Source organism: Mucilaginibacter phenanthrenivorans, from assembly GCF_024721155.1.
In the GTDB taxonomy this organism is placed as follows: domain Bacteria; phylum Bacteroidota; class Bacteroidia; order Sphingobacteriales; family Sphingobacteriaceae; genus Mucilaginibacter; species Mucilaginibacter phenanthrenivorans.
Genome location: NZ_JAHVAP010000004.1, coordinates 467,211 through 491,713 on the forward strand (window position 1 = coordinate 467,211; position 24,503 = coordinate 491,713).

Annotated in this window: 28 protein-coding genes; 15 read left to right on the forward strand and 13 right to left on the reverse strand. The window is 42.9% G+C overall.

Features of this window, described 5'->3' with window-relative positions; all coding sequences use genetic code 11:
• Positions 1-27: 27 nt before the first annotated feature.
• The 6 genes from KXD93_RS30550 (at position 28) to KXD93_RS11625 (ending at position 3,213) form a co-directional block, all read left to right on the forward strand.
• Positions 28-243, forward strand: a complete 216-nt coding sequence (locus KXD93_RS30550; RefSeq protein WP_308726286.1) for a GDCCVxC domain-containing (seleno)protein — start codon at positions 28-30, stop codon at positions 241-243.
• An 86-nt stretch (positions 244-329) separates the two neighbouring features.
• A complete protein-coding gene (locus KXD93_RS11605; RefSeq protein WP_258137266.1) occupies positions 330-659 on the forward strand; it encodes an ArsR/SmtB family transcription factor in 330 nt (109 codons plus the stop codon).
• 47 nt (positions 660-706) lie between these two features.
• Complete coding sequence (locus tag KXD93_RS11610; RefSeq protein ID WP_258137267.1) at positions 707-1,273, forward strand: DUF6428 family protein; 567 nt, start codon at positions 707-709, stop codon at positions 1,271-1,273.
• Positions 1,274-1,283: 10 nt separating this feature from the next.
• Positions 1,284-1,721 carry an arsenic resistance N-acetyltransferase ArsN2 gene (gene arsN2, locus KXD93_RS11615; protein ID WP_258137268.1) on the forward strand — a complete coding sequence of 146 codons (438 nt, stop codon included), beginning with the start codon at positions 1,284-1,286 and terminating at the stop codon, positions 1,719-1,721.
• Positions 1,718-2,803, forward strand: coding sequence for an ACR3 family arsenite efflux transporter (arsB, locus tag KXD93_RS11620; RefSeq protein ID WP_258137269.1), 1,086 nt, complete (start codon positions 1,718-1,720; stop codon positions 2,801-2,803). Before arsN2 ends, arsB begins: the two co-directional genes overlap by 4 nt.
• Entirely contained in the window at positions 2,800-3,213 is a 414-nt protein-coding gene (locus tag KXD93_RS11625; RefSeq protein WP_258137270.1) for an arsenate reductase ArsC, read from the forward strand. Before arsB ends, KXD93_RS11625 begins: the two co-directional genes overlap by 4 nt.
• A gap of 116 nt (positions 3,214-3,329) precedes the next feature.
• On the opposite strand, the gene KXD93_RS11630 is transcribed toward KXD93_RS11625, so the two are convergent.
• Positions 3,330-3,866, reverse strand: coding sequence for a hypothetical protein (locus KXD93_RS11630; protein ID WP_258137271.1), 537 nt, complete (start codon positions 3,864-3,866; stop codon positions 3,330-3,332).
• 156 nt (positions 3,867-4,022) lie between these two features.
• On the opposite strand from KXD93_RS11630, the gene KXD93_RS11635 reads away from it, so the two are divergent.
• Both KXD93_RS11635 and KXD93_RS11640 read left to right on the forward strand, forming a co-directional pair.
• Positions 4,023-5,315, forward strand: coding sequence for a DoxX family protein (locus KXD93_RS11635; RefSeq protein WP_258137272.1), 1,293 nt, complete (start codon positions 4,023-4,025; stop codon positions 5,313-5,315).
• A 68-nt stretch (positions 5,316-5,383) separates the two neighbouring features.
• Positions 5,384-6,190 carry a hypothetical protein gene (locus tag KXD93_RS11640; protein WP_258137273.1) on the forward strand — a complete coding sequence of 269 codons (807 nt, stop codon included), beginning with the start codon at positions 5,384-5,386 and terminating at the stop codon, positions 6,188-6,190.
• Between the two features lie 94 nt (positions 6,191-6,284).
• Here KXD93_RS11640 and phoU read toward each other — a convergent pair whose 3' ends face one another.
• From phoU to KXD93_RS11670, 6 genes are all read right to left on the reverse strand, one after another.
• Positions 6,285-6,974, reverse strand: coding sequence for a phosphate signaling complex protein PhoU (gene phoU, locus KXD93_RS11645; protein WP_258137274.1), 690 nt, complete (start codon positions 6,972-6,974; stop codon positions 6,285-6,287).
• 103 nt (positions 6,975-7,077) lie between these two features.
• A complete protein-coding gene (pstB, locus tag KXD93_RS11650) occupies positions 7,078-7,836 on the reverse strand; it encodes a phosphate ABC transporter ATP-binding protein PstB (protein WP_258137275.1) in 759 nt (252 codons plus the stop codon).
• Positions 7,818-8,663, reverse strand: coding sequence for a phosphate ABC transporter permease PstA (gene pstA / locus KXD93_RS11655; protein ID WP_258137276.1), 846 nt, complete (start codon positions 8,661-8,663; stop codon positions 7,818-7,820). The genes pstB and pstA overlap by 19 nt, the downstream gene beginning before the upstream one ends.
• 4 nt (positions 8,664-8,667) lie before the next feature.
• On the reverse strand, positions 8,668-9,582 hold the full coding sequence (gene pstC, locus KXD93_RS11660; protein WP_258137277.1) for a phosphate ABC transporter permease subunit PstC: 915 nt from the start codon (positions 9,580-9,582) through the stop codon (positions 8,668-8,670).
• A 117-nt stretch (positions 9,583-9,699) separates the two neighbouring features.
• Positions 9,700-10,749 (reverse strand): phosphate ABC transporter substrate-binding protein PstS, encoded by a 1,050-nt coding sequence (gene pstS / locus KXD93_RS11665; RefSeq protein ID WP_258137278.1) that lies wholly within the window; start codon positions 10,747-10,749, stop codon positions 9,700-9,702.
• Between the two features lie 118 nt (positions 10,750-10,867).
• Entirely contained in the window at positions 10,868-12,271 is a 1,404-nt protein-coding gene (locus KXD93_RS11670) for a porin family protein (RefSeq protein WP_258137279.1), read from the reverse strand.
• A 307-nt stretch (positions 12,272-12,578) separates the two neighbouring features.
• Here KXD93_RS11670 and KXD93_RS11675 point away from each other — a divergent pair, with 307 nt between their 5' ends.
• The 7 genes from KXD93_RS11675 (at position 12,579) to KXD93_RS11705 (ending at position 20,431) form a co-directional block, all read left to right on the forward strand.
• The gene (locus tag KXD93_RS11675; RefSeq protein ID WP_258137280.1) at positions 12,579-13,217 is read left to right on the forward strand and encodes a DUF47 domain-containing protein; all 639 of its coding nucleotides are present in this window, start codon (positions 12,579-12,581) and stop codon (positions 13,215-13,217) included.
• Between the two features lie 68 nt (positions 13,218-13,285).
• Entirely contained in the window at positions 13,286-13,657 is a 372-nt protein-coding gene (locus tag KXD93_RS11680; RefSeq protein ID WP_258137281.1) for a hypothetical protein, read from the forward strand.
• Between the two features lie 120 nt (positions 13,658-13,777).
• Positions 13,778-14,245, forward strand: a complete 468-nt coding sequence (locus KXD93_RS11685) for a MarR family winged helix-turn-helix transcriptional regulator (RefSeq protein WP_258137283.1) — start codon at positions 13,778-13,780, stop codon at positions 14,243-14,245.
• On the forward strand, positions 14,232-14,603 hold the full coding sequence (locus KXD93_RS11690) for a hypothetical protein (RefSeq protein ID WP_258137284.1): 372 nt from the start codon (positions 14,232-14,234) through the stop codon (positions 14,601-14,603). The genes KXD93_RS11685 and KXD93_RS11690 overlap by 14 nt, the downstream gene beginning before the upstream one ends.
• 109 nt (positions 14,604-14,712) lie before the next feature.
• Entirely contained in the window at positions 14,713-16,098 is a 1,386-nt protein-coding gene (locus KXD93_RS11695) for a TolC family protein (protein ID WP_258137286.1), read from the forward strand.
• A gap of 6 nt (positions 16,099-16,104) precedes the next feature.
• Positions 16,105-19,347: an efflux RND transporter permease subunit gene (locus tag KXD93_RS11700; protein ID WP_258137287.1), complete on the forward strand. Its 3,243-nt coding sequence runs from the start codon at positions 16,105-16,107 to the stop codon at positions 19,345-19,347.
• 1 nt (position 19,348) lies between these two features.
• Positions 19,349-20,431, forward strand: a complete 1,083-nt coding sequence (locus KXD93_RS11705) for an efflux RND transporter periplasmic adaptor subunit (protein ID WP_258137288.1) — start codon at positions 19,349-19,351, stop codon at positions 20,429-20,431.
• An 82-nt stretch (positions 20,432-20,513) separates the two neighbouring features.
• On the opposite strand, the gene KXD93_RS11710 is transcribed toward KXD93_RS11705, so the two are convergent.
• From KXD93_RS11710 to KXD93_RS11735, 6 genes are all read right to left on the reverse strand, one after another.
• Entirely contained in the window at positions 20,514-21,011 is a 498-nt protein-coding gene (locus KXD93_RS11710) for a VOC family protein (protein WP_258137289.1), read from the reverse strand.
• Positions 21,012-21,089: 78 nt separating this feature from the next.
• Positions 21,090-21,452 (reverse strand): helix-turn-helix domain-containing protein, encoded by a 363-nt coding sequence (locus KXD93_RS11715; RefSeq protein WP_258137291.1) that lies wholly within the window; start codon positions 21,450-21,452, stop codon positions 21,090-21,092.
• A gap of 189 nt (positions 21,453-21,641) precedes the next feature.
• The gene (locus KXD93_RS11720; RefSeq protein WP_258137292.1) at positions 21,642-22,037 is read right to left on the reverse strand and encodes a hypothetical protein; all 396 of its coding nucleotides are present in this window, start codon (positions 22,035-22,037) and stop codon (positions 21,642-21,644) included.
• Positions 22,038-22,291: 254 nt separating this feature from the next.
• Positions 22,292-22,801: a GNAT family N-acetyltransferase gene (locus KXD93_RS11725; RefSeq protein ID WP_258137294.1), complete on the reverse strand. Its 510-nt coding sequence runs from the start codon at positions 22,799-22,801 to the stop codon at positions 22,292-22,294.
• A gap of 275 nt (positions 22,802-23,076) precedes the next feature.
• A complete protein-coding gene (locus KXD93_RS11730) occupies positions 23,077-23,676 on the reverse strand; it encodes an HI_0983 family protein (RefSeq protein ID WP_258137295.1) in 600 nt (199 codons plus the stop codon).
• A 38-nt stretch (positions 23,677-23,714) separates the two neighbouring features.
• The gene (locus KXD93_RS11735) at positions 23,715-24,488 is read right to left on the reverse strand and encodes a DUF5995 family protein (RefSeq protein WP_258137296.1); all 774 of its coding nucleotides are present in this window, start codon (positions 24,486-24,488) and stop codon (positions 23,715-23,717) included.
• Positions 24,489-24,503: the final 15 nt, after the last annotated feature.

Consider the following 24,503-nt stretch of genomic DNA (forward strand, 5'->3'; position numbering starts at 1 on the left):
TTTTTTATTTATCTTGGTCTTTAGTTTATGGCGATAGAAATTCAACTACAATCCACCCTTACCTGCCCTGTTTGCAGTTATCACAAAACGGAAACAATGCCGGTTGATGCTTGCCAGTATTTTTATGTTTGTGATGGCTGCGGCGCTGTTTTAAAACCAATAACCGGTGATTGTTGTGTGTTTTGCAGTTATGGTACGGTTAAATGCCCACCGATACAGGCTGGAGATTCGTGTTGTGGGTAAACTCTAAACGACATACAAATTTTTAACACAGAAATTGAGAAATTAATTTGCAGATTAAACAATATATCGTAATATTGCAATATATAATGGGATTAACAAAAACAGAAATATTCACCGAGGAGCAAAACAGGCTGGCTGTAATGCTTAAAGCGCTGGCGCATCCGGCTCGCATTGCCATTTTGCAGCAGATCATCAATGCAAATGCCTGCATCTGTGGCGACTTGTCTGTTGAGCTTGGCTTGGCGCAGGCTACCATCTCGCAGCATCTAAAAGAATTAAAAACTGCCGGATTAATCCAGGGAACCATTGAAGGCGTGAGCGTTTGTTATTGTATTGAACCAAAAGCGTGGGCCTTGCTTAAGGCACAGCTTACCGGCTTTCTGAATTCTCCTGATCTGCAACCCGGCTGCTGTTAAAAAAATTTGAATTAAACCATCGTAATATTGCAATAAACATTAAAGCCATGAATAAGATAGAATCGATAAACTGGAAGACTTTTAAGGATACATTATTACTAAATCCGGAACTTGACCTGCAATTTCAATACGCGGAAGGTAAGTTAGTAGATGCATCCTACCATATCACAGAAATTAAACAAGCACCCATAACGTCTGTTGATTGCGGCGGCGTGATGAATGCGTGGACAGAAATTATCGTTCAGCTTTGGGTTCCTGAAAATCAGCAGCAAGCGCGATCGATGAAGGTTAAAAAAGCTTTGTCTATTGTTGAGGTGGTAGAAAAAATGCTGCCACTTAATCCCAACGGAACGGTTAAGATCGAGTTCGGCAATTCGGAGTTTGATACCCGCCAGATGTTTCCTAATGAGATCACTGTCGACGGGGAGAACCTGGTCATCGATCTGCGCCCCGATGCGGTACAATGCAAAGCAATTAGCCGTGGCGGCAGCTGCGGAACAAACGACAAAGGTGAGGAATGCTGCGCACCCGTCGCTGAAAAACCAAAAATCCAATTAAAAAACCTTGCTGTTGCTGCCGAAAGCTGCTGCACACCCGGCGGAGGTTGCTGCTAATATTATTACCATGAAGACTCAACAAGCCGACAACTATCGCGAAGCCGTTATTGCCTTATTAGCTGCGGAAAAGCTGCCGACCGACGACCTGCCCAAAACCCTCGAAAACTTTGTAGTTACAACACAAGAGGAAGATCTGACTGGTGTAATTGGATTGGAGCTTTATGGCGACTATGCCTTACTACGTTCACTGGCGGTAAATAAAAATTATCGCAACCAGGGAATAGCCGGTAAACTACTGCAACAGGTGGAAGAACTTGCTACATCTAAAGGAATTAAAGCCATCTACCTGCTTACAGAAACTGCTCCTGCATATTTTAGCAGCAAGGGTTATGATACAATTACCAGGACAGACGTGCCAGCGAAAGTGCAGCAATCGTCCGAGTTTAGCTACGTTTGCCCGCAGTCGGCAATAGTAATGCAGAAACTACTTAACCAGGTACTATGAGCGCTAACGATTGTGCCCCTGCGGCAGAAAGAAAAAAACTAGGTTTCCTTGACCGGTTCTTAACCCTATGGATCTTTTTAGCAATGGCGGTAGGTGTCGGTATTGGCTACTTCATCCCCTCATCGGCGGGATTTATCAATTCCTTTTCCAGCGGGACCACAAATATCCCTTTGGCTATCGGATTAATATTAATGATGTACCCACCGCTTGCTAAAGTGAAATACGAGAATATGGGCGAGGTGTTTAAAGACACCAAAGTGTTGAGCGCATCTTTAGTGCTTAACTGGGTAGTAGGCCCGATACTGATGTTTGTTTTAGCTATCACCCTATTGCGCGATCACCCTGCTTATATGGTCGGCTTGATCTTAATCGGCCTTGCCCGCTGCATTGCCATGGTAGTAGTGTGGAACGAACTGGCCGAAGGCAACCGCGAATATGCTGCCGGATTAATTGCGCTAAACAGCATCTTCCAGGTATTATTATACAGCGTTTATGCCTATGTTTTCATTACCGTACTGCCGCCGCTGTTTGGCTTAAAAGGGTTGGCGGTAAACATCACCATATCCGAAATTGCGAAAAGTGTAGGTATTTATTTGGGTATCCCGTTTGCCGCCGGCATCATTAGCCGTTACACATTGATTGCCGTTAAAGGCGAACAATGGTTCAGGGAAAAGTATGTACCCTTTATCTCGCCGATAACCCTTATTGCTTTGCTGTTCACCATAGTGGTGATGTTCAGTTTAAAAGGGAACCTCATTTTGCAGATTCCGTTTGATGTTATCCGGATTGCTATTCCGCTGGTAATTTATTTTACCATCATGTTTTTACTAAGCTTCTTTATCGGCAAATCATTTGGGGCTGATTATTCACGAAGCACATCTATTGCATTCACTGCCACGGGCAACAATTTTGAATTGGCAATTGCTGTTGCTATTGGTGTATTTGGCATCAATTCGGGCGAGGCCTTTGCAGGGGTTATCGGGCCATTGGTTGAGGTACCGGCATTGATCGCCCTGGTAAATTTAGCCTTCTGGCTGCGTAAAAAATATTATCCAACAAAACTAACAACCAAAACAACATGAAAAACATACTGGTACTATGCACCGGCAACAGTTGCCGCAGCCAGATCGCCGAGGGTTATTTAAGATTTTTTGCCGAAGGTAAAGCCAATATTTACAGCGCAGGAATTGAAACCCACGGCGTAAACCCAAAAGCTATCCAGGTAATGACTGAAGATGGTATTGACATCAGTAAGCATACTTCAAATAATGTTGATGAGTATATAGCGATCCCATTTGACTATGTAATTACCGTTTGCGACAATGCAAATGAGGCTTGCCCGTTCTTTCCGGGTAATGTTAAGCGCTTTCACCAAAACTTCCCCGATCCCGCAAAGGCCACCGGCGATGCGGAACAGGTAATGAATGAATTTAGAAGAGTAAGGGACATGATAAAAAATTATGCCCGTGATTTTATAAGCCGCGAACTTTAAATTTACCAAGCTAATTATCAACAGGTCAAATTACCAACCCTGCCAAACTCGCCACCGGTGTTAAAATGGTGGGGGTAGTGATAGTTGCGGAATGTGCTGAATACTTCTTTATGTGTTTAGTTAGTCTTTGTAAAATAAGTTGTTTGGGCAATACTCAACGATCCGCCCTGGATATTTGGTGATGTGCCCATATAGTTATAAACAGCGGTTAAAACCAAATGTGTATCGTCAAGCTGGTTAATGGTGTTGCTGGATGAAAAGGAACTATTGCCATGAAGCGTTTGCGGTATAGCATCTGTAAGCGTTAATTTTAAATTATTGCTGCTGATATCATATTTGTAATGGTTGGCGCTGATCAAAACGGTGCCGCCCGCAATAGTTTCCTCCTTGCCGCCAAACGAATAGGTGCCACTGTATGAAATAAGGGCGGTATTGTCGCGGTTAAACTCATAAAAGTCGCCGGCTGTAAAAGCATTGCTGGTAAAAGTTGTATCGTGTGCCGATGTCGAGGCATCGGTAACCTGGTGCAAGGTTAATTTAGTAACCTGCCATTTGCCAATAATCTGTCCCATTTGAAAGGCGCTTTTATCTTTGTGACATGCCGATAAACCAAGCAGACAAACGAACATAAAGAGCAGGTACTTATTTTTCATGTTATATAATTTAGGCGTTTAGCTATTAGTATTACGATGGGGTAATCGCTTTCGCTACAAACGATGAAAATCAATTGTTATTTTCTGTGTTTGAGTACTATAATTTATTTTTCACTATTTTAGGTGTTACTATCACAGTTTAATAACCACCTGATTATGACAACCACAGCCGCCGAACCTGCTTACTGGTCATCCATCCAAAAAATAGCCTTTCGCTTTTTTACATTATTTTTTGTTCTGTATATATTTTTTAACCCTAACGGGGTAATACCGTTTACCGATGGGTTATTTAATTTTTACATTCAGCCCTTTCACACATTTATACCCTGGCTGGCAAAGCATGTGCTTCATCTGGGCAAAGCAATAACCATTTTCACCAACGGCAGTGGAGATACCACTTACGATTACTTGATTATCCTTTTCCTTACAACGGTATCTTCAGCGGGTGCAATAATTTGGTCAATAACTGGTAGGAAGACCCGTAACTATAACAAACTGCTTTACTGGCTTACTGTGGTGATCCGGTATTACGTAGCGATTACCATGGTAAGTTATGGCTGTGCTAAAATAATTAAGCTACAGTTTCCGTCACCGTCATTTGGCAAACTGACGGAACCTGTGGGGAACATGTCGCCGATGGGCCTGGCGTGGACCTATATGGGGTACTCAACCGGTTTTAATTACTTTACCGGCTTTGCCGAGCTGATTGCCGGACTGTTACTATTTTTCAGAAAAACTACTGCGCTGGGGGCTATTATAGGACTAGTAGTTGCAGGGAATATAATGGCCATTAATTATTGCTTTGATGTGCCTGTAAAACTGCTTTCAACCTTCCTGGTTTTAATGTGCCTGTTTTTGATGATAAGAGACACAACCCGCCTGATCAATTTCTTTTTCAGGAACAGGGAGGCCCTCCCATCAAACCTGTCGCCGCACCGTTTTAAAGCCCGGTGGAAGAACATTACGCTTTGTGTAATTAAATTCATTTTAATAGCCTTCACCATCTGGTCTAATTTTGCTAATTGCGTGTCGCTGGCAAAACAGTATGGCGATAACGGAAAAAAACCGCCACTATATGGGCTTTACAAGGTAGAAAGCTTTGCAATTAATAATAATATACTCCCTCCGCTGACAACTGACACCACCCGGTGGAATAAATTTTGGATAAGCTACCCTGGTGGCTTTACAATTAAACTGATGAACGACAGCACAAAATACTATCCGGCAAAAACTGATACTATAAAACATCAGATTGTTGTAAATCTTCCCACAGATACTGTGCGCGTGTATACTTTAAATTATAGCTTTGAAAAACCTGATATAATGATCTTAAAAGGTAACTGGAAGCAGGATTCGGTATTAATCCGCCTGCATAAAATGGATCCAAAAAACTTCCCGCTTTTAAAGCGAGGGTTTCATTGGGTTAATGAGTTTCCGTACAATAAATAGGTTTAAGTTTTTTCGTTCTAAACATATGCTCGCATTTAACAATACATTTGCTTAACTTAATTTCTAAAATGAAAAAATACCTTATCACTGGAATTACATGCTTTTGCATCGTAATTGCAGCTTGTAAAAAATCAAGCCACAACCCTAAACAAACCAATACCGCCTCAACATGTAAGTTAACGTCTGCTATATTAAATGCTACCAGTAACACACCAACTACAGAAAATTTTACTTATGATGCGAAGAATCGTTTGATAAAAGATTCCCAAGGAACTTCGTCGTTTGATTTTTCCTACACAGACAATAAAATAACGATTATAACCGCCATTGATACAAAAGAGTTAACCCTCGAAAACGGCAGAGTAATTTCGTATTCCGATAATACAGGAGAAACAGGAACAATTACTTATAACAATGATGGCTATTTAGATAAAATAACTTACTATTTTAATGGCGTATTAGACGCTACCGACACAAGAACTTATGTTAATGGTAATTTAACTGGCTATATAGAAACCCCGAGCGCAAACAACCCACAAAATCCGACTTTAACCGAAACATTTGCGTATGATACAACAATTACCGCAAGTAGTTTCTACGAGGTTAGCCCGTTATATTACTCAACTCCTTTTTATATTGCAGGTTTATATGGTAAGGAACCTAAAGGCCTTTTGATAAAATCATCTATCACATATAACACACCAAATGAACCAGTCAACAGCGTGAATAATGATTTCAAATATGATAAAGACCCGGTAACAGGTAATTACAGTACCATAACTACACATCAAATTGGCACGCATGATATTAGGGGAAAAGCAGTTAATTTCGATTTTACAAATATAACTAAGCTGTCTTACGCCTGCGACAAGTAAACAACAAAGGCGGATATCACTACCCGCCTTGCTCTCATTTATTAATCAATCAACCTAATTAATATCGTTTTAGAATTTCGGAAATCCAAAATCATTAATCTTCTTCGCCTTCAATGTGTTTCTGGCTGCTTTCCAAATGCTTCAGGATCTTGGCCTCTACGTAAAATATAATCTCTTCTGCAATGTTCTTCGACTGATCACCAACACGCTCCAGCTTGCGGATAACCGAAAGAATATACAGCGCCTCGGGGATGCTGTTCATATCAGCCTTAATTACTTCAGCAACTACCAATGGTGCATTTTCGTTAATGGCGTCCAGTACATCATCACGTTTAAATATGCTGCGGGCTAATACAGTATCTTCCTTTTCAAAAGCTGTACGGGTATCTATCAGGATATTAACAGCCTCGTCGTACATGCGGATAAGCGAAGTGCTTTCCAATGCCTTTACATCAAAGTTTACTGACGATTCAACAATGTATAATGCAATACCTGCGGCAATATCACCGATACGCTCAAGGTTTGTATTGATCTTTAACGCTGCCAGTAAAAACCTTAAGTCAACAGCCACCGGGCAATACAGGGCGAAGATATTTTCGCAATCGCGATCTATCTTCAGCTCAAATGCATTTACTCTTTTTTCCTTTATTAAAACCTCGCGGGCCAGGTCCTTGTCAAACTGAACCATGGCATCCTTTGCCTTGTTCAATTGCGACTGAACCAGTATCCACATGCTGATCAATTCCTTTTTCAGCGCGGTAATTTCGTTTTCTAATGGTGTCATTTTCTGCCCCCTAACCCCCTAAAGGGGGAATTTTTAAGTTTATAAATATTTTTAACAACTCTATCTCAGCCTCCGTTTTTTACTCCCCTTTAGGGGCCGGGGGCTAACTGAACCTTCCTGTAATATAATTCTGTGTCCTAACATCGGTTGGCGCGGTAAACATTTGTTTTGTGTCGTCAAACTCAACCAGTTCGCCCATGTAAAAGAACGCTGTTTTATCGCTTACGCGCGCCGCCTGCTGCATATTGTGTGTTACTATAATAAGGGTATAATTTTCCTTTAGTTCATGAAACAGCTGCTCAACGCTCGATGTCGAGATCGGGTCGAGGGCCGAAGTTGGCTCATCAAACAAGATCACTTCAGGCTCCATAGCAATAGCGCGTGCAATACACAAACGCTGCTGCTGCCCGCCAGAAAGGAATGTTCCCTTTTTGTGCAGCGAATCCTTAACTTCTTTCCACAATGCGGCTGATGTTAATGATTTTTCAACAATAACGTCCATATCGGCCTTAGCCATTTTAAGGCCGTTTAGCTTATAACCCGCAACCACGTTATCATAAATGCTCAGGTTTGGGAATGGGTTTGGCCTTTGGAAAACCATACCGATCTTGTACCTTACGTAGATGGGGTTCATGGTATAAACCTCATCGTCATATAACTTTAAGCTTCCTTTTGCCGTTGCGCCGGGTATTAACTCGTGCATGCGGTTTATGCAGCGCAAAAAGGTAGTCTTGCCGCAGCCCGACGGGCCCATAACGGCAATAACCTGGTTTTTTTCAATGCCGATAGTCACGTCTTTTACTACGTGATTATCGCCAAACCAGGCATTAAATTTTGATGCGCTTACAACTGTATGTTCCATTTTCTTGTGATCAGTTTTGTAAATATGTTTAATACTAAAACAAACATTAATAATATAAATGATGCGCCCCAGGCAAGGTTATGCCATTCGTCGTACGGACTGGTGGCATAAGTAAATATCAAATGGGGCAAACTCTCCATTGGCTTGGTGATTGAAGTTGAGAGGTAAGGGTTACCAAACGCGGTGAACAACAATGGCGCTGTTTCGCCAATGATACGCGCTACCGAAAGCATTATACCCGATAAGATCCCGGCAAAACCGCAGGGAACAATTACCTTCATAATAACCCGGTGATAAGGCACTCCTAATGACAGAGCAGCCTCCTTTAGCGATGGTGGCAATAAGCGCAATGTTTGCTCGGTTGAGCGAATAACTATCGGCAACATCATGATGGATAATGCTATACTACCAGACAGTGCGCTGAAGGTCCCCAGCGGCTTTACTATCCAGAAGTAAACCACAATACCCACAACAATTGATGGTACACCCTGCAAAATATCAACACACAAACCGCTGTAATAAGCCAATTTGGTATGCGGATTTTCGCTCAGGTAGATCCCGGCAAACATGCCCACAGGTATTGCAATTATTGATGACATGATCACCATGATAAAACTACCTATCAATGCATTGCTGATACCACCGCCCGCTTCGCCAACCGGCGCAGGTACGTGCGTTAAAAAGTGCCAGTTTACCTGGGTAACACCTTGCTTAATAATGTATAGTAAAACTATTATTAAAGGTATGGTAATTAAAAAGGCTAAAAAAACGATAAGCCCTTTAAATAGCATACTTTTTGTATTTCTTATTCCTATGCGTGCATCCATATCGTTAACTGTTAGTAAATCTGGTGATTATCCTTTTACCTATTAGGTTGATGATCACGGTAACAAAAAATAACACCAGGCCAAGTTCTATAAGTGCCGAAAGATAAACGGTATGGTCGGCCTCGGTAAATTCATTGGCTATAACGGAGGCCATGGTATTGCTCGGGCCGAAGATCAGGTCCTTAAAGGTATGTGCCAGCGTACTGGTATTACCTATCAGCATGGTTACTGCCATGGTTTCGCCCAGTGCACGACCTAATGATAACAGCACCCCTGCAAATAATCCCGACCTTGTATACGGCATAATGACGCTGCGGATAACTTCGAAACGTGTTGCGCCTAAAGCGTAAGCACCCTCCTTTAACGGTGATGGCACCATACGGATAAGGGTGATCCCTAGCGACGCTGCGTAAGGAATGATCATAACAGCAAGCACCAATGATGCGGTAAAAATGCCGATACCATAAGGTGCAACGCCAATTTTCGCCTCAAACGTGCGGATAACCGGCACTAAAACAAACAATCCCCAAAAGCCATAAATAATGGAGGGAACAGCAGCAATAAGCTCGATACTGTTTTTTAACAGGTTTGATAGCCAGCCCTTAGGGTTATACTCGCCAAGGTAAATTGAAACCGCGTATGAAAAAGGTATAGAGAGGATAAGCGCGATGAACGAAGTAAGCAACGTACCTATTAAAAAAGGATATGCACCATAAATATTTGCCACCGGATCCCAAACCTTGCCCCATAAATATCCTATTCCTAATGATTTGATGGACGGCATTGATTCAATTATCAGTGTTATTAAAATACCGATAACAATCAGCACCAAAATAACACTCATAAAGATCAGGATCCGCCTAAAAACGGTTTCCCATTTCATCTGGGTGTACGAGAGGTCTAATCTTTTATTTTTCACAAAATTGGGTTTTGTTATTTAACACAATTACCAGCCCCGATGATTTCAGGAAACTGGTAATTGTATCTTAATTTTTGAAGTTATTAATTCAATATTAGCAACTCCCTAATTTACTAATTATAATATTGGTTTACCATCATAAGTGGCTGACTTCAATATTTTCTCAGCAACTTTTAAGGCAGATTTTGAAAGCGGCGCATAGTTTAAAGGTGCGCAGTTTTTCTGTCCGTCATGAATATTAAACCAAAGTAACTTTAAAAGTTGTTTAGCCCTGTCAGCGCTGCGGTCGCTATATTTCTGCTCTTTGTAAATTAAAGCCCAGGTAAAGCTGGTGATAGGGTAACCTTTTGGGTTATCAGTATTTGTTAATGAAACCTCAGCGTTAGCAGGTAATTCAACGTTGCTTGATGCTGTAGTTGATTCAAGAGTCGGGGTAATAAATTTACCGGTCTTGTTCGCGATATCAGCATAGGCCATTTTATTTTGGATAGCGTAAGCAAGCTCGTTGTAGCCAATAGCTCCGGGAGTTTGTTTTACTAAACCGGCAACACCTTCGTTACCTTTACCACCTAAACCGGCCGGCCAGTTTACAGCAGATGCCTTACCAACTTTAGCAGCCCAATCAGGGTTTACCTTAGTTAAGAAATCGGTAAAGATGAAAGAAGTACCGCTACCGTCTGAACGGTGGATAACTACTATCGGTGTTTCAGGCAATTTAGTGCCTTTGTTTAATGCAGCAATTTTAGGGTCGTTCCATGTAGTGATCTTACCTAAGTAAATATCACCCAAAACAGAACCGTTTAAGTTTAAACCGGTTGTAAGGCCCGGTACGTTGTAAGTAACAACAACAGCGCCTGATGCCATTGGGATATGCAGAACCGGGACACCGATCTTTTTAGCCTGGTCGGCATTCAAAGGAGCATCTGATCCGCCAAAGTCAACAGTTTTGTTGGTAAGCTGCAGGATACCGCCGCCTGAACCAATTGACTGGTAATTAACTTTTACGTTTGTTTTAGTAGCATACTCAGCAAAGATCTTTGAGAACAACGGGTACACGAATGTACTGCCTGCGCCCAGCAAAGTATTGTCTTGCGCTGATGCTGATAATGATAGTGCGCTTGCAGCAATCGCCACAGCAGCTACCTTTAAACTTTTAATTACTTTCATTTTTTTGTTTTTTGTATGAGTTTTAGTTTGTTCCCTTAAGTTCTTTATTGGCTTCTCTTTTTTGTTATGCTGATCAGCCCCTATAGCAAATCAGCATAACAAAAGGAGTATCTTATTATTATTTACCAAAAGTGAAGAAGAAAGTCATTCTGTAAACCAAAGTATGGTTATCAGGTAAATAACCCGCTGTAGTTGGTGCTAACTTGTCTTTGTATTGTGTAAACCAAACGTTTGGCATGAAGTGTATGTTTTTAGCAGGAGTAAAATCTAAACCGGCTGTAACAAATTGCTCTTTGGTAGTTGGATCGTAAGAGCCATAGTTAGTATTAACAGAATAAGGATCAGCACTGTTAAATTTAGTATCCGGGTTATAAGTATCATAACGGGCGAAGTAACCCCATTTGCCTTGTACAATTGCACCTCTGATCCATACCGAAAAGCCCTGAGCTGTTGCATCTTCTGCCTGGGTAGTCGTTTTATTTGTAACCCCATTTTTAAACTTCTGGGTATAAGCTTCAGCACCTATAGTAAAGTATTTAGCATTATAGGCTGCAAATATCTTATACATATTATGAGATTGTTCAGCCAAAGCAGCAGTGTTCGGCGCAGTTTGTGCGTAATCTGCGTAAATGTCTACATATAATTTTTTGTCCAAGAACTTACCCCACAAAGTACCGTAGAATATTTTATAGAAACCTGTATTAGCATTAGCTGCTGATAACAAGCTTGCAGTACTGTTATTACCAACCATTGCAACATAACCAAAGTTCTTAGTTTGCGGATCAAAAGTTCCTTGCAAGGCAGCGCCAACATCGTATGAGTTGTCTTTGTGGTAATCAGTAATTGTTCTTTCAATTGAACGGTAGCTCCAGGTTGCTTCCGCCAATGAAGTTGGTGCATTTGTACCAGGCTCATTTAATGCGAAAGTAGGAGTGCTCATTTCACCAATAACTAAATCCGTTCCGTTCCAAAGATCTCTAACTCGTAAGTTGAAGTTTTTGATGTAAAAACTCATCTTGCCATCAACCAGGTTATCACTGTTTTGTATAGCTGTTGTACCATTAACGCCTGTATTTGCACTTGGCTCCGATGCCAGCAATACTTCAGCCTTAAACTTTTTGGTTATATCATAATCATAACCTAAATAAAGACGACGGAATTGGAAAGCATTTCTGCCGGTAGGTACTCCTGTGTAGTTATTTTCCTTGCCCTGGCTTGAAGTTATTGCCGGAGAATGTGCGTTATAGTAAAAATCACCAAAAGTATAACCCCATAATCTTCTTTGAGGCTTCCATGAGGTATCTTCAGCAGCCTTAACTTCCTTCTTTGCAACAACAGGTGCTTCTGCTTTTGCTTTGTCGTCGGCTTTAGCTTCCGTTTTCTGATCGGCAACTGTAGTAGTTACCTTTGCAACCGGTGCTGCGTCTGAATTTAAATTTGTTTGAGCTTTAACAGAATAACCTACCAGTGTTAAGGTTACTACTGCGGCTATGCTAAAAAGTCTTGTAAACATTGTTTTCATAATCAATTAAGGATTAAATAAATTTTGCCTCAAAAGTGGGGCAGCAGCATTATCTTAATGTTAAGACATCATTAATCTTTGATGATATTATTTAAATGTTAACTTAACGTACACATCACTCAAAAACAGTATAAAAATGCGACTTTGGCAATTTTAACATTTGTTAAATAATTGATTAGCAATAACTTCCATCCACTTTTCGTTACACGAAAATTGATAACACAGATTTAACATTGAGCATATTCTGTTTAATATCCACTTAACATTCCAGCGTTATTTTTGGGTTTTACTAATAATAACAGTGTTTATGAGGGTTTTACTGCAGGATTTCCTGTCAAATAGGGGTTTGTTCTTTAATCAACTGGATCTGGCCGCGAAAAACGCGTTGGACATGGCAACCTGCCTCAATTCAATTGTAAATATTACGGCTGCAGAAGAACGCGAAAACCTTTTTAAACAGGTTAACCGTATGGAGCATATTGGCGACGATATTACCCACAAACTAAATCTTGCCCTCGACAGGATAATATTTACGCCATTAGCCCGCAACGACATTCATGCACTTGCCGCCGCTATGGACGATGTTGCCGATATGATAAAGGAATCAGGCAGCCATATCATACTTTATAATATAGACGAGTGTACCCAACCAATGGTAAGCCTTGCAGCGCTGATATTAAAGGCATGCGTGGAGATACAAAATGCGGTGAACCTATTAAAGGTTAATAATGCCGATAACAATATATTGCTGGCCTGCCGCCAGGTGAAGCAATACGAACGCCAGGCCGACCGTACCTATTATACCGCAGTTGCCGAACTTTTTTTGAATGATAAGGACGCTATCAACCTTATAAAGCACCGCGAAATACTGCAATCGCTTGAAACCACTGTTAACAAATGCAAAACAGCCGCCGAGGTGCTGGAGGTTACGCTGATTAACAGGTAACAAAGAAAATACTTTGATAAAAATTCTTCGGCTTGCTTTTTGCTTTCTTTATTACTTAATTTTGCATCGTGAAAAATAAAATCAATTATGTGTTCAGTTTTAAGGTATTAGCCATTATGGCTATTTATCTTTTTATTGCTGTAGCGCATATCTTTTATCTTTCAAATAATACAGCTGCAAAAATTAGCCACAGCACATCTTTATTTAAACGTAAAGTTGAAAATGTACAATGCGTTAACGCTGTTAAGCGTACCGATAAGGCTACAATTGAAGAAAACAGCGTACAGTCTGTAGTTAAAATTGCGGTTTTAGATCTTTCATTCCCTTTTATTAGCCGCGGCGAGCCTGCCAATAAAACTAAACAGCCGGTGCCGGAAAGCACACTTACTTTCGGCGGCGACCGCTACGCTTACCTCTCGCTCTGCACCTTCAGAATCTGAAAACTTTCCTGATTTGGATATTGAATAACCCTGCCAGTTATTCAATGTTCCTTAATTTTTAGGCGTTTTTAATGCCGAAAAATTGAATTGATCCCGGTTTTTCACTTCAATACTATTGAAATGCAGCCTCTTAAAAAGATCTCAAAAAGTTTAAAGCACGCAAGCTTATTATACAACAAGCTACTTTACCAGCAGCTAGCCGGAATGGGCCTGGATAATTATGCGGAAATACTTCTTATTATTTCAGACTCAGAACAGCCACTTAGTCAAAATCAACTGGCTGAACTGTTTCAAATTGATAAGTCGAGAATGGTAAATATCCTGTTTAAATTATCGCAAAATGATTTCATCACGATAAAACAGGATCCGGACGACAGAAGAAGGCATAACATCTATTTGACGCCAAAAGCAAGGAAAATCATTCCCGAAATAGAAAATATATTAAATAACACAACAACAATGGCAAGCAACGGAATCCCAAGTGAAAAGCTGGACTGTTGTATTGATGTTTTAGAAATAATGCGAAAAAATCTGTCGACCATATTGGCAAAAAAAACCATCAAAATGTTTAACGATGCGACGTTATAAATTAGCCAAAATTTATTTCTGCCTGGCAGTATTGCTTTTTGTTGCAAAACCATTTATCGGCTTTGCAATACTTTGCCATGGCAATTTGCCGCCTGCCAATAACATCCTTGTTAAAGCATTTACCAAACGAAAGATAGAGAACTCTGAAAACGACAGCTCAAATATCATCGCTGATCAAAAAAAGCTTCGCGACAGGCCAAATCTATTTTCGCCCCGCTTTTGCTTTTTCCTGGGGCTACTTTTTGCCTCTGTATTTTATACTACAAACGGTAACATAAATAGTTACCTGCGCCGACTGCTCTTTGGCTTGCCTGTGCAACAACTTGCCTACCTGCAAAACCGCGCACTTCTCATTTAATTTTCGCAACAGACCGCTCTTTTTGGTAAGTGCGGTAGTTTTTCATACGGGGCAAATTGTCCCTGTTTCCTATTGTTCATTTTTCCTCAAATTAATTCTGAAAACAAAAATGTTAAGTTTTAAAAAATGCGCGGCTGTGTTGCTATTGCTTTTTATTGCGATAGCTGCAAATGCCCAGCAATCATCCCCTGTAACGTTAAAAGAATTGCTGAACCGGGTGGACCAAAAAGCGCCTGAGCTGATTACCGATTCGGCAGCAATACTCATCAGGCAGTCACAAGCTGCCGAAACCCGCAGCAACTGGCTGCCCAATTTGAAATTAAATTACCAGGCTGATATAGGTACCAGTAACAATACCACCGGCCCTTACTTTGGCTTTGGCATTATCCCGTCAAGTTCTGGCGGCATCCATAACAGCAACGTAACTACGGCCGTTGGCGACAACCTTGGCATAGCCGCGCTCGACTGGGAGATCTACAACTTCGGCAAATACGGCGCCGAAAACAGGGCAGCAAATGCTGATGTAAAAGTTGAGCAAAACCAGTTTGCCCAATCAAAGTACCAGCTACAGGCTTATACCATAGGTAACTACCTGTTGTTATTGCGCCTGCAGGATTTTCTCAATATCCAATACCGCAACATCGAGCGCAACCAGCAGATAAGGCGATCAATTGAATCGCTTGCTAAAAGCGGCGTGCGTGCCGGTGTTGACACCAGCATTGCCGAGGCCGAACTATCAAAGGCGCGCTTAACTTATATCGAACTAAAAAATCAATTTAAGCAGCAGCAATTACAGCTATCGGCAATCACGGGCCTCCCCTATCAGTCTATTGTTCCTGATAGCACGGTTGAAGCCTCGCTGATCAGCCAGCCCACCGCTTATTTGTTTAATGCTGATACTGCTAACCATCCGCTTATTAATTTCTACCGGTCGGTTTACCAGGACAACCTGCAACGGGAAGATGTAGTAAAAAAAATGTACAACCCTAAAATATCGCTGGAAGCAGCAGTTTGGGGCCGCGGATCGAGCGTTAACGCCGCCGGCGACTATAATGAAGTATCATCCGGCTATGGCTTTCAACGCGGTAATTATTTGGTTGGATTAGGCATCTCGTACAATTTGTTTGACCTGCGCCGGCGCCAGTTAAAACTGCGTACTCAAAAGGCCAGCACCAATTACGCCCTTAAAAAGCTTGAAGAACAACAGCAACTGCTGACAACAAGCTCAAGCCAGGCAGATGTGGAAATGCAAACCGCTTTGGAGCGCCTTACCGAGATCCCCAAACAACTGAAGGCTGCAAACGACGGCTACCGGCAAAAGCTCTCGCTTTACAAAAGCGGGTTAACCGATATTATTGAGCTTAACGCTGCACTAAATATCCTTTACCGCGCCGAAACAGATTACATGCAGGCCAAATACCAGTATGCAAATGCGCTTTTCCAAAAGGCCATTACTCAAAACCAGGTAAGTACAGTTTTAAACTTTATAAAATAACCAGCTATGTCAATGGTAACATCAGCACTTAAAAGGCCCATCACCGTTGTGGTGATAACGCTTAGCCTTTTAATTTTTGCAGTGCTTAGCGCAATAAACATACCTATAGATATATTCCCGCAGCTTAACCTGCCCACTATCTATATTATTGAATCGTACGGGGGCATGTCGCCCCAACAAATGGAGGGCTTTTTCTCTACTCGTCTCCAGGATCAGTTCCTGTATGTAAACGGCATCAAGAACATCAGCAGTAAAAACATCCAGGGATTAACGCTCATCAAGCTCTCGTTTTACGAAAGCACCAACATGGCCGAAGCATCGGCCGAAGTTGCGTTGCAGGTAAACCGTGCCCAAAGCTTTTTCCCGCCGGGTGCATTGCCGCCGCAGGTAATTCGTTTTGACGCCTCATCCCTGCCCGTAGGCGAATTGGTGATGGACAGTAAAACAGAGAGTTTGAAGGACATTTACGATATGGCGGCTACCAAGATCAGGCCCATGTTTGCAACTATCCCCGGCCTGTCGGCGCCGCCACCGTTTGGGTCAAACGCGCGGTCTATCATCCTGAGTGTTGATCCCAACAAGCTCCGCAGCTTTAACCTTACACCTGATGAAGTGGTTGAAGCCTTGTCAAAATTCAATGTGATGTCGCCATCGGGCAACTTAAGGCTTGGCGACCAGATGTATTTAACCACAATGAATTCGCTGATAAAGAGTGCGGATAACTTTGGCAACATCCCGGTGATCACAAAAAATGGCGTGCCTGTTTATGTAAAGGATATTGCCCGCGTTTCGGATGCAGCCGATATCACCGTTGATTATGCCCTGATAAATGGCAAGCGGTCGGTTTATATCCCTGTAGTTAAAACCGCCGATGCCTCCACATGGACGGTGGTACAGGATTTAAAAAGCAAGCTGCCCGAAATGCAGAACCTGCTGCCGGATGATGTAAAGATCTCCTATGAGTTTGACCAATCCGTCTTCGTGGTAAACGCAGTAAAAAGTTTAATGACAGAGGGCGGCTTAGGTGCCTTGCTCACCGGCCTGATGGTACTCTTATTCCTGCGCGACTGGCGAAGCAGCCTGATTGTAGTAATAACCATCCCGGTGTCTATATTAATAGGTGTGTTGCTGCTGAGCCTGTTCGGGCAAACTATCAACATTATGACGTTGAGCGGCCTTGCTTTAGCGATAGGGATTCTGGTTGACCAGGCAACGGTAACCATTGAGAACATTCACCAGCATTTGGAAATGGGCAAATCAAAACGGTTGGCAATTTATGATGCCTGCGAGGAGATTGCATTCCCGCTGTTACTGATCCTGCTTTGTATTTTGGCAGTATTCGCACCATCGTTTTTGATGAACGGCGTGCCAAAGGCGATGTTCCTGCCGCTGTCAATGGCTATTGGTTTAACCATGATCGTATCATATGTAATTGCCCAAACGTTGGTACCCATTATGAGTAACTGGCTGATAAAGGCCGAACGTTACCAGCATTATCACCACGACCAGGTACATGCCCATGCCGGCGAAGCCCTTGACAAACGGGAAGAACAACAAATAGAAAAGCATCGCCAGGAAGAAGAAAGTCATCCGGAACAAAACGACCTGTTTGAACGGGTGAAGGTGCGCTTTGTAGGAATTATAACACGACTGATGCCTGGCAAAAAGCTCATCATTTTGGTTTATTTATTTGGGGTGATCATACTTGCCGGCGTTGGCTTTGTGGTCATTGGCAAGGATATGATGCCGAAGCTAAACAATGGCCAGTTCCAGGTGAGGCTAAAGGAACCGCAGGGCACCCGGCTTGAACGTACCGAAGATAAATTTAAACAGGTGCTGCAGATCATCGACAAAACGGTTGACCACCACGTAAAGATCACCTCGGGTTATATTGGTTTGATCCCGAGCAGCTTTGGCAGCAGTAACCTGTATGTATTTAATACCGGTACGCATGAGGCCGTTTTACAGGTAAACCTTGATGAAGATTACAAGGTGAATATGGACGAGCTGAAAGATGCCCTCCGCAAAAACATTGCGGCCGCCATGCCCGAAATGAGCATCAGCTTTGAACCTATCGACATGACGGAAAAGATCATGAGCCAGGGTGCATCAACACCCATACAGGTACAGGTTGCCGGTAAAAATATGCAACAGATTGAGGCTTACGGTAACAAGGTTTTGGCAAAGCTGAAACAAATCTCTTACCTGCGCGACGTGGAGATCGATCAGCCGCTTAAATTCCCGGCTATTGCCATCACGCTCGACAGGCTTAAGGTGTCGCAGCTTGGTTTGAACATCAAGGACATCTCCCGCTCGGTTACAGCAAGTACCTCATCCAGCCGGTTTACGGAAAAGAACCTTTGGCTTGATGATAAAAACGCTTATACCTATTCGGTACAGGTGCAAATCCCGGAGTATGTAATGAATACGATGGATGAGCTAAAAGAGATCCCGCTGGTAAAGGGCCAAAGCAGCCCTACCCTTGCCGATGTGGCCGACTTTAAGGTGAGCTATGTTCCCGGCGAGTATGACCGCAGCGGGCCAAGGCGTTTCATCACCATTAGCGCTAATATTTATAAAAAGGATTTGGGTACAGCCACGGCAGATGTCCAAAAGGCGGTAAAATCAATCGGCGACCCGCCAAAAGGTTTGCTGGCGCAGATAGGCGGTATGTCGAGCTTGTTGACGGAGACGTTAAACAGTTTACAGAGCGGCCTTGCATTTGCCATATTGGTTATATTCCTGTTACTGGCGGCAAATTACCAATCGTTTAAAGTATCACTTACCGTTTTGTCAACCATTCCTGCGGTCATATTAGGGTCGTTAACGGCGCTGCTGCTTACCGGGTCTACCCTTAACCTGCAATCGTACATGGGTATGATCATGTCCACAGGGGTATCCGTAGCCAACGCTATCCTGATAGTAACCAATGCCGAGAAGTTGCGGCTGGAATATAAAGACGCCACAAAGGCGGCCATTACCAGTGCATCCATCAGGTTAAGGCCTATATTAATGACGAGCCTTGCCATGATAGCAGGTATGATCCCAATGGCATCGGGCATGGGCGAAGCCGGTGAGCAAACCGCGCCGCTTGGCCGCGCTGTTATTGGTGGCTTATTTGCCTCAACACTTGCCGCCCTGTTTATTTTACCGATGGTGTTTGCATGGGTACAAAACAAAACCACCTACGACGAACCATCCTTAATGCCCGAAGATTTAACCACAACCACACCTTTAAATGTACAGTAACATGAAATACGCACCATATTTTATAACGGCAGCCGCCTGTTTGTTCGCTGCCTGCTCGGGCAACCAAAAACCGGTAGACCTGACCAATCAATCCAAAGAAAAAACCGCTAAGTACACCTTTGCACCCGTATCTGAAAAAGCTTTATCAAGCTCGGCACGGCTACCGGGGCAACTGGTACCTTTTAACGAGGTAAACATTTTCCCCAAGGTTAACGGCTTTGTAAAGCAGCTTTATGTAGATCGTGGTTCCATCGTAAAAAAAGGCCAGCTGCTGGTAACTCTGGAAGCACCCGAAATGGAATCGCAATTGCAGGCTGCTAACTCGCGCTACCTGCAAGCCAAAGAAAATGCGCAGGCCAGCAAGGAAAAATACCAGCGCCTGAAACAAGCTGCAAGTGAGCCCGGCTCCGTATCGCCCCTGGATATTGACAACGCCACCTCAAGGATGAAGGCCGACGAAGCGCTTGCCCAATCCGAACTCTCCAACATGGCATCGGTAAAAACAATGCAGGGCTATTTGAACATCTATGCGCCTTTTGATGGCATGATCATTCAGCGTAATGTATCGCCAGGCGCCCTGGTTGCTCCCGGCAAAGCTACCGACCAGCCCATGCTGATCCTGCAGGACATCCACAAAATGCGTTTGGAAGTTTACATTCCCGAAGATTATGTAGACAAGGTTGATTTGAGCCAGCCTGTTTCATTTACGTTTAACGCCATGCCGGGTGGCAAGCAAACCGCTAAAATAAGCCGGTCAGCAAATGCCCTTGGCAGCATGCGATCGGAGGCCATCGAAATTGATGTGCAGAACACCAACGGCACCCTTAAACCGGGCATGTACGCCGAAGTGAACATCCCGATGGTATCGGGCGCGAAATCACTGCTGGTGCCGAACAATGCCATCATCCGCTCAACCGAAAAAGAATATGTAATTAAGGACGACAACGGCAAAGCCGACCTTGTTGAGATAAAAGAGGGATTGGTAAGTAACAACGATACCGAAGTATTTGGCAACCTAAAGGCTAATGATAAGGTAATACTCCACGCCTCTGACGAAATAAAGCAGGGCGACAAGATTCAATAAAATAAGAGGTTGTTTTATTGTTTTATGAGCCGGCAGCTTTAATAGTTGCCGGCTTTTTTATAGAGAATGTCTATTATGCAGGCTACTTCGTAGTGTTTGTGCTCATTTTAGCAAATTCAACATCGTTAGGCTCCCATAATTCAATCATATTGCCTTCCGGGTCCATCAGGTGAACAAAGCTGCCGTAGCTTACCTTTTGTACTGAATCTGTGGGCAAAATTCCGGCCGTTTTAAGCTTAGCTAACAGTGCACCCAACTGCTCCACGCGGTAATCAACCATAAATTGCTTTTCTAAAGGGAAGTATTTGGTAGTTGCTTTAAAAGGCACCCATAAGGTAAAACCCTTTTTTGTGCTATCGGCACCCTGGTGCCATTCAAAGTTAGTGCTGCCCTGTACCATGTGCATGCCCAGGTTTTTTTCATACCAGGCCCCGAGAGTTTTAGGATCTTTGGCCCTGAAGAAAACACCGCCGATGCCGGTTACGCGCGGGCCGGTATTGGCCGGCATGGTAAGGCGGCTGAAGCCATAGCCCAGTAAAAAAGCAACGCAAAGCAAGCCCATAAGTGTAAACTTTTTCATGAATCTGATTTTTGATTTAAAGATAAAGAATCTGCGGATCTTTTTTCCTAAACTAAACAAGGGTGATTTGTGAAGAGCTTAGCTTGCTTTTTGCTCGTTCAGCAGGCCGTTTTCCTTAAGGTCTTTTATTTCCAGCTCGTAGGCGCGCATCCGGGCATGAAGGATATCCAGTTCGGTACGCATCATCTGGATCTCGGTAATAAGCTTGGCCGATTCGGGTTTGTTGATCTTCTTTTCGCCGGTGCCGAGGATGAGCCATTCGGGCGAATATTTTAGCTGGAAGCAAAGCTTGCGGATAAGGTAATAGCTAACATCCTGCTTTTTGTTGATCACCTTACTGATAAAGCCCTGGTCTACACCAATTGCCCCGGCAAGTGCTAGTTGGCCACCATGCTCCTTTACAATTACCTTTAACCGTTTTACTATTGCTTCGTCCGACATTTCGCCTGCAATAATAAACAAAGTAGCGGGATTGTCAAATGTTAGTTTTAAGAAGTTGATCTGTTAAAAAACATGACACCGTTTTGCTTGTAAAACGACCGTAAAACAAAAAAGGTTGTAAAAATTATTGCTAATCTTTACAACCCTAACAACCTTGAAAACTAAACTATTTATTCAACCAATTACCTATTATCCTGCCATTACAAACTCACCGCTGTGCTGATGAACCACATCAAGTAATTCATCAAGCTTTACATTGTAAGCTTCGATAGAGATTTGTCCGTTATTATATTTTGATGAAAGTACTTTAAGCTCCTGTACTTTTGACAACCTTAAGGTTTCATTTTTGCTGCTGTAAACCGCCGACATTGCTGCTGCAGCCATATTTTGCGGGATATCGTCATAACGCAGTGCAGCCTTTAGCGTGGCTATTTTTTGCTCCGTTAATTTCAATAAGAACATTGGCGGTACGCTTCTGCTTTCACGTAAAACTGTATTAACTTTTACAGCCTGTTTTTTGTCGAACTTTAAGATTAAGACTATTATGGTTACCCCTGCTACCAAAAAGAAAAAGAATACGTCCATCGTTTTAAAACTTATCAATAACCAACCAATATTTGATTCCTGGTGTATTTTTACGATAGTGACAACTAAGTAGTTACGTTATTTTAAAATTTATTTTCACGATAGTTCATGGTTCATAGATAATGGTTCATGGTTTTTAGAAAAGGCCATATTTTGGCCACTTCAAAACGATATTAATAGTCATTATCAACTACAAACCATTGCCAGCAAACCACAACTAACTACCTCCTTTTCCGGCCATGATCCATGAACCATCAACTATGAACCAAACGTTTCTCGTAACACAAAAAGCGCATTCCGGGCCTGAAACCGAGGCCGATCTCGCCCGAATATTGGTAGCCCAGCTTTGGGAAAAGCCTTTGTGTGGCCTGGTTTTGGGTATTGGTATCAACACGTAATACTTTTATGCCGCGGTCCTTTGCCACCTCCTCGGCCTGCTGCATCAATGCACCGGCAACTCCCCTGCCCTGGTATCGCGGACTAACAGCCAAACGATGGGTTACAATAGCAGTTTCGTTAATATCCCAGCCAACTTCGGCATACTCGGGTTCCTGGTCGGTTGTGATGGCGCTGATGCCGGCAACATTGCCATCAATTTCGGCAACCCAAAGCTGGTTAAGGGCAATGTCCTTTTCAAAAGCTCCGGCATTAGGATAGGTGTTGTCCCATTGCATGTTGCCGGCGGCGTTCATTAAGGGAACCACTTCGGCAATTAGCTGCATTATTTGTGGGATATCGGTAAGGGTTGCGGGGCGGATGAGCATAGGGGTAAAATTAAAAATATTTTCAGTGACTTTCGAAAAGCTTCAACTCAAGTCGTCATTGCGGGGAACGACGCAAACTCTGCACAGAACAATCAATGGACCTTTATGCTGATTTGATCTTACAGCAGCTTGATTTGTAACCACAATTTTATTGCTCCATGATCTGCATAGCTTATAGATTGCGTCGTTCCTCGCAATGACGACGGTTGTAGATTATTCTTAATTAATAAGTATCAACACCGTAATCCCTAAACTAACTCATTACATCTACCAATCTATTTCACCTCCACCCTCGGAAAATCACTTTTAGCAACTGCGTTTATTATGTTCATCCGCTCATTCTTCAGGTTTCTCATAAACGGCGTTACGTCATCGTCATAGGCCCTTTTGCTTAGTCCGAATAGCAGCACGCCTTTATGCCCGGCCTTATCGGTGTAGTTTTTGTACCGGTACGCGTTTAATTCAACGGTGGACATATTACGGCCATCGCCGTCGCTCAATATAAAGTCCAGCAAGTATTCACCGGTTTCTGATTTTTTTTGCACCATGAAATTAGCCACGGCATCTTTTTTCTTGCGTTCCCTCAGTTCGTTAATTTTTACGCCTACAATATTTTTCGCCGGCGTATCTATCAATAAATATTCCACCATTAGCATGCTTTTATAACGATCGGGGTTTTCTCCTGCCGGCAGATATTCTTGTTTATAATAGTTGGTTCCCGGACGCGAACTCCACGACAATTTGTATTCCTGGCCGTTTACCGTGAGTGTTTCGCTGGTATTGAGATAGTTTACCACCTCATCTTTTTTTGTGCGATTAAAACTTGCCGTTATAATAAGCAACGCGGGCAGCAAATAAACCATTACTTTTTTCATTGAATCTGATTTTAGGTTTGGTAAAGCTATACAATCATTTATCCCACCACAATCTTTTGCTTGCTATCTTCATGCAATGCATTAATAATCTTTGCCGCGTTTTTCCATTCAAACAGGTGGATAACCCAAACCGTGAGGCGCATAAAGCCTTTCATGTGGATCAATCCGTCGGCCAGCTTTGTGATGGTTTGATCGCGCTGGGTAATGCAGGTATTGTAATCCGCGCCCTGCTTTGTTACCAGCTCTTCGGCGAAGCACCAGGCGCCATCGCGGGCATTATCAATGCTGAACTGGATGAGGATAGATGTTTGGTCGTTATAATGCAGCCCCAACAGCGATAATAGGGGCGACATCCGGTCGATATCATTAACTACCTGGTAGGTAAGCGCCGATATTATGGTATTTATAGCATCGAAATCCTTTTGCACACCGGCCAATTGCCCGCCCGAAACTTCGGCAGCGGCAATGCCAAGATCGAGGTTGATATGAGCGTTCATGCCGAGCAGCAACTGCTGCAAGATCAATGCTGATGAGCTTCTTGTAGCCTCAAAAGCAACCTGCCACGATGCCGAAAGCGGCTGCTTATTTTTCCAGGCCGACAAGGCGTCCAAATAACGACTGGCAAAAATGACATCAAATTTCTCCATTTGCACGCCATCGGTGAATAGGCCTTTAGCAATCCCGGCCCTAACGCTGGCGGTTACCTTATAATACAGCGCAGCAAAATAACCCATGCGGTCGTTGGTTTTAATGCTGTCGGCAATAATATCCGCTAACTGTTCAAGTACATCATCAATAGTAGTGGCTGCCATGGCTTGTGGGTTAAG